The organism is Herbaspirillum lusitanum P6-12 (genome assembly GCF_000256565.1).
GTDB classification, from domain to species: Bacteria; Pseudomonadota; Gammaproteobacteria; order Burkholderiales; family Burkholderiaceae_D; genus Herbaspirillum; species Herbaspirillum lusitanum.
Window position 1 is genome coordinate 1 of the sequence record NZ_AJHH01000170.1, and the last position, 14,959, is coordinate 14,959.

7 protein-coding genes, 1 other RNA gene and 4 pseudogenes are annotated in these 14,959 nt (G+C 59.3%); 7 read left to right on the forward strand and 5 right to left on the reverse strand.

Annotation, left to right across the window (positions count from 1 at the left end; genetic code table 11):
- The 4 genes and pseudogenes from HLUSI_RS0105840 to gyrA all read right to left on the reverse strand — a co-directional run.
- Nucleotides 1-398: pseudogene (locus HLUSI_RS0105840) on the reverse strand (histidinol-phosphate transaminase); the annotation flags it as partial.
- A gap of 18 nt (nt 399-416) precedes the next feature.
- On the reverse strand, nt 417-1,490 hold the full coding sequence (gene pheA, locus HLUSI_RS0105845; RefSeq protein WP_016833081.1) for a prephenate dehydratase: 1,074 nt from the start codon (nt 1,488-1,490) through the stop codon (nt 417-419).
- Between the two features lie 202 nt (nt 1,491-1,692).
- Nucleotides 1,693-2,790, reverse strand: coding sequence for a 3-phosphoserine/phosphohydroxythreonine transaminase (gene serC, locus HLUSI_RS0105850; RefSeq protein WP_016833082.1), 1,098 nt, complete (start codon nt 2,788-2,790; stop codon nt 1,693-1,695).
- A gap of 141 nt (nt 2,791-2,931) precedes the next feature.
- Nucleotides 2,932-5,574: pseudogene (gene gyrA, locus HLUSI_RS27205) on the reverse strand (DNA gyrase subunit A).
- A 301-nt stretch (nt 5,575-5,875) separates the two neighbouring features.
- On the opposite strand from gyrA, the pseudogene HLUSI_RS32400 reads away from it, so the two are divergent.
- Nucleotides 5,876-6,355, forward strand: a pseudogene (locus HLUSI_RS32400) (OmpA family protein); the annotation flags it as partial.
- A gap of 54 nt (nt 6,356-6,409) precedes the next feature.
- Here the strand turns inward: HLUSI_RS32400 and HLUSI_RS32405 are convergent.
- Nucleotides 6,410-7,117, reverse strand: a pseudogene (locus HLUSI_RS32405) (DNA gyrase subunit A); the annotation flags it as partial.
- A 337-nt stretch (nt 7,118-7,454) separates the two neighbouring features.
- Here HLUSI_RS32405 and HLUSI_RS0105865 point away from each other — a divergent pair.
- The 6 genes from HLUSI_RS0105865 (at nt 7,455) to ssrA (ending at nt 14,947) form a co-directional block, all read left to right on the forward strand.
- Nucleotides 7,455-8,102, forward strand: coding sequence for an OmpA family protein (locus HLUSI_RS0105865; protein WP_238533926.1), 648 nt, complete (start codon nt 7,455-7,457; stop codon nt 8,100-8,102).
- Nucleotides 8,103-8,386: 284 nt separating this feature from the next.
- Nucleotides 8,387-9,004 carry an outer membrane protein OmpA gene (gene ompA / locus HLUSI_RS0105870; protein ID WP_016833084.1) on the forward strand — a complete coding sequence of 206 codons (618 nt, stop codon included), beginning with the start codon at nt 8,387-8,389 and terminating at the stop codon, nt 9,002-9,004.
- A gap of 145 nt (nt 9,005-9,149) precedes the next feature.
- On the forward strand, nt 9,150-9,878 hold the full coding sequence (gene ubiG / locus HLUSI_RS0105875; protein WP_016833085.1) for a bifunctional 2-polyprenyl-6-hydroxyphenol methylase/3-demethylubiquinol 3-O-methyltransferase UbiG: 729 nt from the start codon (nt 9,150-9,152) through the stop codon (nt 9,876-9,878).
- A gap of 104 nt (nt 9,879-9,982) precedes the next feature.
- Nucleotides 9,983-10,645 (forward strand): HAD family hydrolase, encoded by a 663-nt coding sequence (locus HLUSI_RS0105880; RefSeq protein ID WP_029363183.1) that lies wholly within the window; start codon nt 9,983-9,985, stop codon nt 10,643-10,645.
- Between the two features lie 117 nt (nt 10,646-10,762).
- On the forward strand, nt 10,763-14,500 hold the full coding sequence (locus tag HLUSI_RS0105885) for a DUF748 domain-containing protein (RefSeq protein WP_016833087.1): 3,738 nt from the start codon (nt 10,763-10,765) through the stop codon (nt 14,498-14,500).
- Nucleotides 14,501-14,584: 84 nt separating this feature from the next.
- Nucleotides 14,585-14,947, forward strand: a transfer-messenger RNA (tmRNA) gene (gene ssrA, locus HLUSI_RS31340).
- Nucleotides 14,948-14,959 lie beyond the last annotated feature (12 nt).

Consider the following 14,959-nt stretch of genomic DNA (forward strand, 5'->3'; position numbering starts at 1 on the left):
CGCGCGCCGACCGCTTGTGTCGCCAGTGCATAGACCAGGAAACCGTACTGCGCGTACACCACCGATTGCCTGGGTTGCACGAAGGCGTGCGCCGCCAGTTCAAGGATGTCGTTGCTGCCGTTGCCCAGCGTGACCCAATCCTGCGGCACGCCGTACTTGGCGCTGATCGCGGCCTTCAGGTCGAAGCCATTGGCGTCCGGATAGCGGCCGATGTCGGCCACCGCCTGCTGCATTGCCAGACGCGCCGATTCCGGCATGCCGAGCGGGTTTTCATTGGACGCCAGCTTGATGATCTTGCTCTCGTCGAGTCCGAATTCGCGGGCGACTTCAGCGATTGGCTTGCCTGCCTGGTAAGGCGCCAGCGCGCGCACGTATTCCGGACCAAATGGTGTGGACATGATGAACCTTCGAATGATTTATACGGTAAAGGGGTAAGAGCCGAGCAGCTTGAAGAACGCGGCGTTCTCCTTGAGCTCGGCCAGCGCCTTGGCGACTTTTTCGTCTTGCTCGTGACCTTCCAGGTCAACGTAGAAATAGTATTCCCACGCTCCCATGCGCGCCGGACGCGACTCAAAGCGCGTCATCGATACGCCGTGCCTGGCCAACGGCGCCAGCAGATTGTAGACGGCGCCGGCCTTGTTCGGCACGGACAGCACGATGGAAGTCTGGTCGCGGCCGGACGGCGCCGTTTGCAAGCGGCCGATGACGGCGAAACGCGTGCGGTTATGCGGATCGTCCTGGATGTGCGCGTTGACGGTTTGCAGGCTGTATTTCTGCCCGGCGATTTCACCGGCGATGGCGGCCACGGTCGTGTCTTCGCCGGCCATGCGCGCGGCTTCGGCGTTGGACGCCACGGCCTGGCGCTCGACGCCGGGATAGTTCTGGTTGAGCCAGGCGTTGCATTGCGCCAGCGCCTGCGAATGCGCGCAAATACGCGTCACGCCTTGCATGCCGCCGGCCTTGGTCATCAGGCTGTGATGCACCGGGATCGAAATCTCGCCGCTGATGCGCAGCGTGGTTTGCAGCAGCAAGTCGAGCGTACGGTTGATCACGCCTTCGGAGGAATTCTCGATCGGCACCACGCCGAAATCGGCGGTGCCTGCTTCGGCGTCGCGGAACACTTCGTCGATCGATACGCATGGCAAGCCTTCGACGGCGTGGCCGAACTGCTGGTACACGGCTTGTTCGCTGAAGGTGCCTTCGGGGCCGAGATAGGCCACCACGACACGCTTTTCCAGCGCGCGGCAAGCCGACATGACTTCACGGAAAATGGTCTGGATATCGGTGCCCAGCAGCGGCCCCGGATTGCGTTCGGCGGCCTTGCGCAGGACCTGCGCTTCACGCTCGGGACGGAACACCGGCGCGTTGGTCTCGGCCTTGACGTGCCCGACTTCCTGCGCGACGCGTGCGCGCTGGTTCAGCAAATCAAGGATTTGCGCATCGATGGCGTCGATCTTCTGACGCAAGGGCAAGAGTTTGTCTTCACTCATTGTGGTCTTTCTTGTTCAATCTGTTCCGGCCGACAGCAACTCAATAGCAAGTAAGTAGCAAGTAAGTAGCAAGCAAATGCAGTCAGCCCAAGCTCGATTGAACGGGTGCTGCAAAGCAAAGCTGGCTAGGCGCAGCGTCGCAGACAGTGCGCTAGCACGGCAAGACGTTGCAACAACGCCAGATTTGTTTTGCAGCAGCCGTTCAGTGTGTGCGTTCGAAGTGGCGGAGGTACTCCACCAGTGCTTCGACGCCTTCCATCGGCATCGCGTTGTAGATCGATGCGCGCATGCCGCCGACCGACTTGTGGCCTTTCAGCTGCAGCAGGCCGCGCTCTTTGGCGCCGGCCAGGAATGTCTCGTTCAATGTTTCGTCATGCAGGAAAAACGGCGCGTTCATGCGTGAACGACACTCTTTCGCAATCCGTGTTGTATAAAATTCGGTGCTGTCGAGGTAGTCGTACAGCAGATCCGCCTTGGCGATATTGCGCCGCTCCATTTCGGCCACGCCGCCCTGGCGCTTGAGCCACTGGAACACCAGGCCGGCGATGTAGATCGCATAGGTCGGCGGCGTGTTGTACATGGAGTCGTTGTCGGCGACGATCTTCCAGTCGAAGGCCGACGGACAGATCGGCAAGGCGTGGCCGAGCAGATCTTCACGCACGATGACGATGGTCAATCCGGCCGGGCCGATATTCTTTTGGGCGCCGCCATAGATGACGCCGTATTTGGAGACATCCACCGCGCGCGACAAAATGTGCGACGACATGTCGGCCACGATGGGTGCATTGTCGGTATCGGCAGCGACGTCAGGCGTGAACTGGTATTCGACGCCGTCGATGGTTTCGTTGGTGCACAGATGCACGTAGGCGGCGTTGCGTGAAAGTTTCCAGGTGTCGCGCGCCGGGATGCGGGCGAACTTTTCGGCTTCGGACGAGGCGGCGACGTTGACTTCGCAATAGCGCCGCGCTTCCTTGATCGACTTGGTCGACCACGAGCCCGTGTTGACGTAGTCCGCGACGCCTGCGCCTTTACCGCGCAGGCCGGCGAGGTTCATCGGGATGATGGCGTTCTCGGCGATGGCGCCGCCTTGCAGGAACAGGATCTTGTAGTTGGCCGGCACCGCGAACAGCTCGCGCATGTCGCGCAAGGCCGTCTCGATGATCGACATGTATTCCTTGCCGCGATGGCTCATTTCCATCACGGACATGCCGCTGCCGTGCCAGTCCAGCATTTCGTCGGCAGCTTGCTGCAGCACTTCTTTCGGCAATACGGCCGGACCGGCGGAAAAATTGTAGACCATGATCTAGGTAAAAAATAAAGGAAAGACGAGGCAACGATACAAGAACAAGGCCAGGAAGGACAGAAACAGACGACAGAACAAACAAGCGCAACAGGATGAAAATGACCGGCCATCAGCCGGTCATTTTGTGTTCAGCCCGAACTATTCTGCAGCTGCGTCACTTTCACCGGCGGCTGTATCGCCGCTGCCTTCGGCGCCAACAGCACCTTCGACATCGCCTTCGGCCTTGTCTTCCTCGGCGTCGGATTCCACCACGCGTTGCAGGCCGCTCAGCTTGGTGCCGTCTTCCACGGCAATCAGCGTCACGCCTTGCGTTGCCCGGCCCATTTCGCGGATCTCCGCGACGCGGGTGCGGATCAGCACGCCGCCAGTGGTGATCAGCATGATTTCATCGCTGGCTTCGACCAGTGTCGCCGCAACCACTTTGCCGTTGCGTTCGCTGGTCTGGATCGCGATCATGCCCTTGGTGCCGCGACCGTGGCGGGTGTACTCGGTGATCGGCGTACGTTTGCCGAAACCGTTTTCGGTAGCCGTCAGGACCGACTGCTGTTCGTTTTCCGCGACCAGCAACGCGATGACCTGCTGACCTTCTTCCAGGTTCATGCCGCGCACGCCACGGGCGGTGCGGCCCATCGGACGCACGTCGTTTTCGTCGAAGCGCACGGCCTTGCCGGAATCCGAGAACAGCATGACGTCGTGCTGGCCGTCGGTCAGCGCAGCGCCGATCAGGAAGTCGCCCTCATCGAGGTCGACCGCAATGATGCCGGCCTTGCGCGGATTGCTGAAGTCGGACAGCGGCGTCTTCTTGACGGTCCCCAGGCTGGTCGACATGAAGACATAGCGGTCTTCGGGGAACACGCGGTTCTCGCCCGACAGCGGCAACACCACGGTGATCTTTTCGCCGTCCTGCAACGGGAACATGTTGACGATGGGCTTGCCGCGCGAATTGCGCGAACCCTGCGGCACTTCCCATACCTTCAGCCAATACAGGCGGCCGCGGTTGGAGAAGCACAGGATGTAATCGTGCGTGTTGGCAATGAACAACTGGTCGATCCAGTCGTCGTCCTTGGTCGCCATGGCCTGCTTGCCGCGGCCGCCGCGTTTTTGTGCACGGTATTCGGACACCGGCTGCGACTTCATGTAGCCCGAGTGCGATAGCGTCACGACCAGGTCTTGCGGCGTGATCAGGTCTTCGGTGCCGAGATCGGTGGCGTTGTGTTCGATGGTCGAGCGGCGCTCGTCCTTGACGCCGATGCCGAAGTCATTCTTCGCGGCCGTCAGTTCGTCGGTGATGATGGCGGTCACGCGCGTCGGCTTGGACAAGATGTCCAGCAGGTCGGCGATCTGTTCCATCACTTCCTTGTATTCATTGACGATCTTGTCTTGCTCCAGGCCGGTCAGGCGTTGCAGACGCATTTGCAGAATTTCCTGCGCCTGGTCGTCGGACAGCTTGTACAGTCCGTCGGTCTGGATGCCGTAATGCGCCGGCAGGTTTTCCGGACGGAAGGCTTCGATGCCGCTGCTGACAGCATTTCGCGCACCATGGACGAATCCCAGGCACGCGCCATCAGTTCGGACTTCGCGATCGGCGGCGTCGGCGCCGCGCGGATGATCGCGATGAAGTCGTCGATGTTGGCCAGAGCAACCGCCAGACCTTCCAGCACGTGGCCGCGTTCGCGCGCCTTGCGCAGTTCGAAGATCGTGCGGCGCGTCACCACTTCGCGGCGATGCGACAGGAAGCATTCCAGCATCTGCTTCAGGTTCAGCAGCTTCGGCTGGCGATCGACCAGCGCCACCATGTTCATGCCGAAGGTGTCCTGCAACTGTGTCTGCTTGTACAGATTATTGAGGACGACTTCCGGCACTTCACCGCGCTTGAGTTCGATTACCACGCGCATGCCCGACTTGTCGGACTCGTCGCGCAGGTCGGAAATGCCTTCCAGCTTCTTGTCGCGCACCAGCTCGGCGATACGCTCGAGCAAGGCCTTCTTGTTGACCTGGTACGGCAGCTCGTCGACGATGATCGCCGTGCGGCCTTCGCGGCCGAATTCTTCAAAATGCGTCTTGGCGCGCATCACCAATACGGTAGCCATCGCGCACGCCGGATACGCCGTAAATGATGCCGCCGGTCGGGAAATCAGGCGCCGGAATCAGCTCGATCAGCTCATCGATGGTGCAATCGGCATTCGACAACACATGCAGTGCGCCATTGATGACTTCGGTGATGTTGTGCGGCGGAATGTTGGTGGCCATGCCCACCGCGATACCGGACGAACCGTTGATCAGCAGGTTGGGGATACGAGTCGGCAGCACCGACGGTTCTTTTTCCTTGCCGTCGTAATTGGGATCGAAATCGACGGTTTCCTTCTCGATGTCGGCCAGCAATTCGTTGGCGATCTTGTCCAGGCGGCACTCGGTATAACGCATCGCGGCGGCGCCGTCGCCGTCGATGGAACCGAAATTGCCCTGGCCGTCCACCAGCATGTAGCGCAGCGAAAAATCCTGCGCCATGCGCACCAGCGTGTCGTAAATCGAGGCGTCGCCGTGCGGGTGGTATTTACCCATGACTTCACCGACCACGCGCGCGCACTTCACGAACGGGCGATTCCAGACATTGTTCATTTCATGCATCGCAAACAGCACGCGGCGGTGTACCGGCTTCAGGCCGTCGCGCACGTCCGGCAGAGCTCGTCCGACGATCACGCTCATGGCGTAATCGAGGTAGCTCTTGCGCATCTCTTCTTCAAGGGAAATGGGGATGGTTTCTTTAGCGAATTGATCCATTGGCGAGTCGAGAGGTATTGATTTGAGTGGTTAAATCAGGCCCGGAACCTGTTCATTGCGGGCAGCGACTACAAACGAAGCATTCTAGCACGCCGAGCCCTTGCAGCACCGGTTTTAGCTCACCGGCAATATGCAGCGGCGAGCGCAAACAAATACAGGCAAATCCACTAATTATGATTAAAATGCGAGCCTTCCGAAGAAAATGACGCATCACGGAAATCGCAGCCTTTAGCGCATTTCCCTCAGGCAAACTGCGAGCTTGCAGCCTGTCCACTCATGTCGTCGCAACCCGCTAACTAATATGTCTTGTAAATTTCCCGGCCTGTTCGGCCTCCTGTTGGGCGCCACCACTCTTTCCGCTTACGCCCAGGGCAACACCAATATTGCGGCAACACCGACCGCCGCCTACGGCCAGGACAACCAGGGCAGCGTCGCGCGCAGCCAGTACGGCCTGTGCTGGCGCACCGGCTATTGGACGCCGTCGGATTCCCTGACCGGCTGCGATGGCGAGCTGGCTCCGCTCATCACCAATCCGATCGCGCCCGCCCTGGTGAGCAATCCGGCAGCAATCACCGTGAACGCTGCAGTATCGGCCAACGGCACAAATTGCGATTTCAGCATCACGCTCAACGAAAGCCAGACATTCGGCTCCGGCAAGACGACACTGAACAAAGCGGCACAACAACGCATCCAGGCACAAGTCGTTGAGAAGCTGCCGACTTGCGGAATTGACGCAATTGTTGTCACCGGCCACGCTGATCGGCTTGGCTCCCGGAAACATAATGAAGAAATCGCCCTCAAACGAGCGGAAGCCGTCGCCGCATTTCTGAAGAGCGCCGGTACGGTAGCCATCGCGCACGCCGGATACGCCGTAAATGATGCCGCCGGTCGGGAAATCAGGCGCCGGAATCAGCTCGATCAGCTCATCGATGGTGCAATCGGCATTCGACAACACATGCAGTGCGCCATTGATGACTTCGGTGATGTTGTGCGGCGGAATGTTGGTGGCCATGCCCACCGCGATACCGGACGAACCGTTGATCAGCAGGTTGGGGATACGAGTCGGCAGCACCGACGGTTCTTTTTCCTTGCCGTCGTAATTGGGATCGAAATCGACGGTTTCCTTCTCGATGTCGGCCAGCAATTCGTTGGCGATCTTGTCCAGGCGGCACTCGGTATAACGCATCGCGGCGGCGCCGTCGCCGTCGATGGAACCGAAATTGCCCTGGCCGTCCACCAGCATGTAGCGCAGCGAAAAATCCTGCGCCATGCGCACCAGCGTGTCGTAAATCGAGGCGTCGCCGTGCGGGTGGTATTTACCCATGACTTCACCGACCACGCGCGCGCACTTCACGAACGGGCGATTCCAGACATTGTTCATTTCATGCATCGCAAACAGCACGCGGCGGTGTACCGGCTTCAGGCCGTCGCGCACGTCCGGCAGAGCTCGTCCGACGATCACGCTCATGGCGTAATCGAGGTAGCTCTTGCGCATCTCTTCTTCAAGGGAAATGGGGATGGTTTCTTTAGCGAATTGATCCATTGGCGAGTCGAGAGGTATTGATTTGAGTGGTTAAATCAGGCCCGGAACCTGTTCATTGCGGGCAGCGACTACAAACGAAGCATTCTAGCACGCCGAGCCCTTGCAGCACCGGTTTTAGCTCACCGGCAATATGCAGCGGCGAGCGCAAACAAATACAGGCAAATCCACTAATTATGATTAAAATGCGAGCCTTCCGAAGAAAATGACGCATCACGGAAATCGCAGCCTTTAGCGCATTTCCCTCAGGCAAACTGCGAGCTTGCAGCCTGTCCACTCATGTCGTCGCAACCCGCTAACTAATATGTCTTGTAAATTTCCCGGCCTGTTCGGCCTCCTGTTGGGCGCCACCACTCTTTCCGCTTACGCCCAGGGCAACACCAATATTGCGGCAACACCGACCGCCGCCTACGGCCAGGACAACCAGGGCAGCGTCGCGCGCAGCCAGTACGGCCTGTGCTGGCGCACCGGCTATTGGACGCCGTCGGATTCCCTGACCGGCTGCGATGGCGAGCTGGCTCCGCTCATCACCAATCCGATCGCGCCCGCCCTGGTGAGCAATCCGGCAGCAATCACCGTGAACGCTGCAGTATCGGCCAACGGCACAAATTGCGATTTCAGCATCACGCTCAACGAAAGCCAGACATTCGGCTCCGGCAAGACGACACTGAACAAAGCGGCACAACAACGCATCCAGGCACAAGTCGTTGAGAAGCTGCCGACTTGCGGAATTGACGCAATTGTTGTCACCGGCCACGCTGATCGGCTTGGCTCCCGGAAACATAATGAAGAAATCGCCCTCAAACGAGCGGAAGCCGTCGCCGCATTTCTGAAGAGCAAAAGTGTTGCCGCACCGATTCAAATCGTCGGCGCCGGCAGCAATGAGCCGGTGGCTCAATGTGGACAAAACCTTCCCGCCAGGAAATTGACAGCCTGCCTATCACCGGATCGCCGTGTGGTTATTCACGTGCAAGGGCATGAAAAATAAGGTTTTTTAGCTAAAGCCTGGCTTTTTTGACAACGGAGTGCGGCACTTTGCGGAGACAAACGTCTTGTTACCAAAAAACAACAGAGTGCTAAAAACGTTGATTGGACTATTTGGCAACGTTCGCTGATTGCACCAGCCTGTGGCAGAATGGCGGCTAAGTTCATTGCACGCCCTCCTGCAAAGTGGGGCATGTAACGACCTGAACACATGATATTATTCGTTTTTTTGATGTCGTAATTTTGTAGCGCAGTTTATCTGCGGATATCTCACCCGAGAGGAGAAACATGAACAAATTAGCAAAACTCGTCTTCGCTGCTGCGTCCGCAGCCATCGCTTTGTCTGCGACCGCACAGGAAATCAAGGACATCAAGGTTCGTCCGAACAGCCTGTACCTGCAAGACAGCCGTGACGTCGTTACTCGCAGCGGCTTCGGTCTGTGCTGGCAAACAGCGTTTGTCAACGGCCCATGCGAAGAAGCTCCTGCTCAAGCTGCTGCTCCAGCCGCTGCCTCAGCTGCTCCAGCTGCCGCTGCAGCAGCCGCTCCGACATCGGAAAAAGTCACTTACGCTGCTGATGCTTTCTTTGACTTCGACAAGGCAGTTCTGAAGCCAGCCGGCAAGTCCAAACTGGACGAACTGGTTGCCAATCTGAAAGGCCTGAACCTGGAAGTCATCATCGCCGTTGGCCACACTGACTCCGTCGGTTCCGTCGCCTACAACCAAAAACTGTCCGTCCGCCGCGCTGAATCGGTGAAGGCATATTTGGTTTCCAAGGGTGTCGAAGCTAACCGCGTCTACACTGAAGGCAAGGGCAAATCGCAACCAGTCGCAGACAACAAGTCCGCAGCTGGCCGCGCCAAGAACCGTCGTGTGGAAATCGAAGTTGTGGGTACCCGCAAGTAATCGATTGACGCTACAAGGCTCAATGAACCCCGCTTCGGCGGGGTTTTTTTATTCCTGTTTCGTTTGCGCTTCAAGATGGTTTCAGAAGCCGCCTTGATCTGGCGCGGCCAACTTCGATGGCGTCTTTGGGCTATCATTAGGCCCTATGAATACGACCACCGCACCCCAGGCGAACGTGAACGCCGATCCCCAAGAGATCCAGAAATTCAGTGAACTGGCCCATCGCTGGTGGGACCCGGGTTCCGAATTCCGCCCCCTGCATGAAATCAACCCGCTGCGCCTGGAGTGGATCAATGCGCGCGCCCCGCTGGCCGGCAAGAAGGTGATCGACATCGGCTGTGGCGGCGGCATCCTGGCCGAATCCATGGCGCGCAAAGGCGCCAGGGTGACAGGCATCGATCTCTCCGAAAAAGCGCTCAAGGTCGCCGACCTGCATGGCATGGAGTCCGGCATCCAGGTTCGCTACGAAAAGATCGCCGCAGAAGATCTCGCCGCACGCGAACCGGGCCAGTTCGACGTCGTCACCTGCATGGAAATGCTGGAACACGTCCCCGATCCCGCCTCCATCGTGCGCGCCTGCACAGCAATGGTAAAGCCGGGCGGCCATGTATTCTTTTCCACGCTGAACCGCAATCCCAAGGCATACCTGTTCGCTATCATCGGTGCCGAGTACCTGTTGCGCATGCTGCCCAAGGGCACGCATGATTACGCCAAGTTCATCACGCCGGCAGAATTGGCGCGCTTCATTCGCGAAGCCGGACTGGAGCTCGATGGATTCAAGGGACTCTCCTACAATCCGCTGACCAAGCTGTACTCGATCAACCAGGACACCAGCGTCAATTACATGGTGGCTTGCCGCAAGCCGTTGTCCTGACTGCAATATTCAATACTCAATGGCCGGCGGCGTCCCGCAGCGGACATCGCCGGCAAACTGCAACAGCTTCTGCTGTTGTTCCAATCGCCTTCATCGTGCCGACCATGCCTCTGAAAATACCCCGCGCCATCCTGTTCGACCTCGATGGCACGCTCGCCGACACGGCGCCCGACCTGGCTGAAGCCGTCAACCAGCTGCGCGCCGAGCGCGGTCTGGAGCCGACACCGTATGAACAATTGCGCCCAGTGGCATCAGCCGGCGCACGCGGCCTGATCGGTGCGGCCTTTGGCATCAAGCCTGATGACGCTGAATATGAAGACCTGCGTGTGCGCTTCCTCAACAATTACGAAGCCAAGCTGGTCGTCAAAAGCAAACTCTTTGACGGCGTCTCCGATCTGCTGAAGCAGCTGGAAGCGCGCGGACTGGCCTGGGGCATCGTCACCAACAAGGCGTCGCGCTTCACCGACCCGCTGGTGCCGCAAATCGGGCTTGGCCACGCAGGGTGCGTGGTCTCCGGCGACACCACACCGCACACCAAACCGCATCCGGCGCCGTTGTATGAAGCCGCGAACCGGCTCCAATTGGCTGCGGACGAATGCTGGTACGTCGGCGACGATCTGCGCGATATCCAGGCCGGACGTGCCGCAGGCATGCAGACCATCGCCGCCGCCTGGGGCTATTGCGGCCACGTCGCGCCGGCATCATGGGAAGCCGATGCATTGCTGCACGATCCGATGCAATTGCTGGAACTGATCAAGCCGGAATAACCGCAACCGTCATTGCCGTAGTTGAGTTACCTGTCGACGTCTTTCCGGCGCCGACCATACAATTAAACGAAGGTCCATTCCGCTGACGCGGGCGACCTTCCTCACGAGGAACCGATCATGGCCAATCATCCCCGTCCTACCTGGCAGCTGCGCACCTTGCGCTGGTCCGCATACACCATCGCTTTCCTGCTTTTGCTGGCGCTGATCAGCTGGCTCGCGTTGCCGTCGCTGGTCAAGAAAATCGCGATCGAACAAACGCAAGAAAAGATCGGCCGCAAGCTCGACATCGGTGAACTCAGTTTCAATCCTTTCGTGCTTGCGTTGCGCGTGCATGACGTCACGCTGTACGAACCGGATCAGAAGACTGCCGCGTTCAGCGCCAAGGAACTGGTGGTCAATGCATCGTCCACTTCCGCGCTGCGCCTGGCCGCCATCCTCGACGAAATCCAGCTGGTCGAACCCAAGGTCCACATCGTGCGCCTGAGCGACGAAGGCATCGGCCGCTACAACTTCTCCGACATCATCGATCGCGTGCTGGCGACGCCAAAAAGCGAAGGCCAGACGCTGTTCTCCCTGGCCAACGTGCAATTGCAAAACGGCGCCATCCTGTTCGACGACAAAGTCAGCGGCAAAACCATCGACATCCGCGCGCTGAACATCGGCGTGCCCTTTGTCTCCAACCTGCCGCGCAACGTCGACACCTTCGTGCAACCGGTGCTGTCGATGACCGTCAACGGCACACCGTTCTCGCTCAAGGGCCGCAGCAAGCCCTTCGCCAGCTCGCTCGACACCACGCTGGCGATCGACATCGACAAACTGGACGTCGCCAGCTATCTGCCCTTCTCGCCCGTTGCGCTGCCGGTCAAACTGGACAGCGCGAAGCTCTCCACGCGACTGGACCTGACTTTCAGCCGCGACAAGGACAAGCCGCAGATCGGCCTCGACGGCGACCTCACGCTGGCCGACATTTCTGTGCAGGAGAAGAATGCCGCGCCGCTCATCAAGATCGGCTCGCTGTCAGCCAAGATCGACAAGCTCGACCTGCTCAAGCTGAGCGGCGTAATTGATCAGATTGCCATCGACAAGCCGCAAATCTGGGCCGACATGAATGCCCGCGGAGAAATCAACTGGACTCGCATCGGCAAGAGCGATGCCCGGGCCAAATCTGCCGCCTCTGCAAAAAAACCGGCAACAGCAACAGCAACGACAACGCCGGCAACCGAAACCAAGACCGAAGCCAAGGACGCTGCCGCCCCGGCCATTACCATCCGCAAACTGCTGGTACGCGACGGCAGCGTGCAATGGACCGACGACGCCAACGCATCGCCGCGCCAGACCGTTCATCTCGACAAGATCACTGTCGACGCCGAAGAAGTCTCCACGCTGGCCGACACCAAGCCGGCCAGGCTGGCGCTGTCGCTCACCGAAAACGGCAAGGGTGAGATCGGCTTCACCGGCGCATTGGCGCCGCTCAAAGGCGAAGTCAACGGCACCGCGACCTTGAAGACGGTTCAACTGAGCGGCTATCAGAACTACCTCAACCGCTCGCTCAACGGCGCGCTCAGCGGCCAGGTTTCAGGCAGCACCGAGGTGCAGGTTGCCGGCAGCCAGGTCAAGCTCGGTAAACTGGGCGTTGAAATCGCCGACCTCAAACTGTCTCCCAAGACCAAATCCGCCGCCGGCGTCATCGGCGCCAAAACCATCGCGCTCGACAACGCCAGCATCGACCTGCAGGGCCGCAAAGCCGAAGCGGACGCCTTCCGCATCGTCGGCCTCAACGGCGATCTGCGCCGCGACGCCAAGGGCGCATTCAACCTGCAGGACTTGCTGGCCGCGCCGGGAAGCAAACCCGCGCCAGTCGGCGAGCCGGCCAAAGAACCGGCCGTCGCATCTACGGCACCGGCAAAGAAGCAAAGCGCCACTACCGCCGCCACCGCCTGGCAAGCACGTCTGCGCAACCTGTCGATCGGCAATGGCAATATCTCTTACGAAGACAGCAGCGTGACGCCGACCCAGAAGCTGCGCATCGAAGGTCTCGATCTCAAGGCGGATAACCTCTCCAGCCAGCTCGACCAAACCAGCAAGCTGTCGCTGCAAGCCACACTGAACAAAAATGGCAAGCTGTCCGTGACCGGCCAGGCGGCGCCGCAACTCAAAACCGTGGATCTTGCGCTGGATGCTCAGAACCTGCCGATCGCGCCATTCCAGAGCTATTTCACCGATTACCTCAACGTCACGCTGACCAGCGGCACGCTCAGCACCAAGGGCAAGCTGGCGCTGACGCCGCCGATCAACAAGCAGACGCTGGCGCTGCAATACAACGGCTCGGCCAGCCTCAACAATTTCCGCGTGCTGGACAAGCTCACGTCGAGCGACTTCCTGCGCTGGCGTACGCTGAACCTGCAAGGCGTCAACGCCAAGATCGGCGGCAAGCCGCTGGTCACACTGGACAAGATCGCGCTGTCCGATTTCTACGCACGCGCCATCTTGTCCGATCAGGGCAAGCTCAATCTGCAAGACATCGTGGTCTCCAAGGAAACGCCACCCAGCTCCGTCACGGCAGCAGAAACCAGCGCAGACAAGCCCTCGACGACCGTCGCCAAGACCACCACCTCGACCGCGCCGGTCACACCCGCCGCACCCGATCCCAACGCGCCGGTGATCCGCATAGGCCAGACCGTCCTGCAAAGCGGCAACATCAACTTCACCGACAACTTCGTCAAACCGAACTACACGGTCAACATGACCGGCATGGGCGGCACCATCGGCAGCATCGCTTCCGACAAGCCGCAACCGGCCACCATCGATTTACGCGGCAAGGTCGACAACGATGCGCCGCTGCAGATTTCGGGTACGCTCAATCCACTGTTCAAACCGATGTTCCTCGACATCAAGGCCAGTGCCAACGGCGTCCAGTTGCCGCGCCTGACGCCCTATTCGGCCAAATACGCGGGCTACCCGATCACCAAGGGCAAGCTGTCGATGGACGTGCAATACAAGATCGAGAACGACAAGCTGGTGGCGCAGAACGACGTGCGCATTGAGCAACTGACCTTCGGCGACCATGTTGACGGCCCCAACGTCACCAAGCTGCCGGTGATGCTGGCGGTGTCGCTGCTCAAAGACCGTGACGGCACCATCAATCTGAACCTGCCGATTTCCGGCTCGCTGTCCGATCCGCAGTTCTCGATCGGCGGCATCATCATGCGCGTCTTCGTCAACCTCGTCGTGAAGGCCGTCACCTCGCCGTTCGCGCTCATCAGTTCGATGTTCGGCAGCGGCGGCGAAGCCGAGCTCAACTACATCGAATTCGAGCCGGGCTCGTCCGAGATTACCGCCGACATCCGCAAGAAGCTCGACACGCTCGGCTACGCCCTGCACCAGCGTCCGGCGCTCAAGATCGACGTCATGGGCCGTGCCGATCCGGCGGTCGACGACGCCGGCCTGCGCCAGGAAGTCCTCAACCGCAAGATGCGCGCGCTGAAACGCAAGGACGTCATCGAGAAGGAAGGCCAGCCGACCGGCAAGGACAACAGTCTCAGCGACGCCGACCGCGCCAAGTACATGGAAAAGGTCTACAAGGACGAAAAATTCAAGAAGCCGCGCAATATGGTCGGTCTCGCAAAATCTCTGCCGCCGGAAGAAATGCAGAAGCTGATCGTCGACAACACGCCAGTTACCGAAGACGACCTGCGCAACCTGGCCCAGCGCCGCGCGGACGTGGTGCGCAATTATCTGCAGGACCAAAGCATCATCTCGGCCGACCGCATCTTCCTGATCGCTCCCAAGCTGACGGCTGAAGGCATCAAGGACAAGGGCCAGGGCAGCCGGGTCGACCTGAGCCTGCAGCAGTAAGGCAACAGTGGTGGCAGCAGCGCGCTTCGGCTCTTGATAATCGGGCGAGCCGCCCCCACATTGAGTTATAATGCAAGTCTGCATGGGGCCGACTTGGTTTCGACGTGGGTTGCAAAGCAGCGCAGGGCATACCGAGGACTGACTACCTCGTAAATACAATCAGACAAGATATAACTGCAAACGATAACTCGTACGCACAAGCGGCTTAATACCCGCTTGCTCTACACTACTTCTTCCTTGGGGTAGGCTGGTAAAACAGCAGTAGAGTCATTTACAAGGAATCGCTTTGAATCGGGTCACTTGGTTCAAGGCTAAATCTAAGGTGACTCGCCTTAACGAAGCGTGCGCGTCCGCGTCGTTCGGGTTAAATCAAATGGCAGCGCTAAGTATGTAGAACTGTCTGTAGAGTGCTTGCGGACGCGGGTTCGATTCCCGCCGGCTCCACCACCAATACAAACG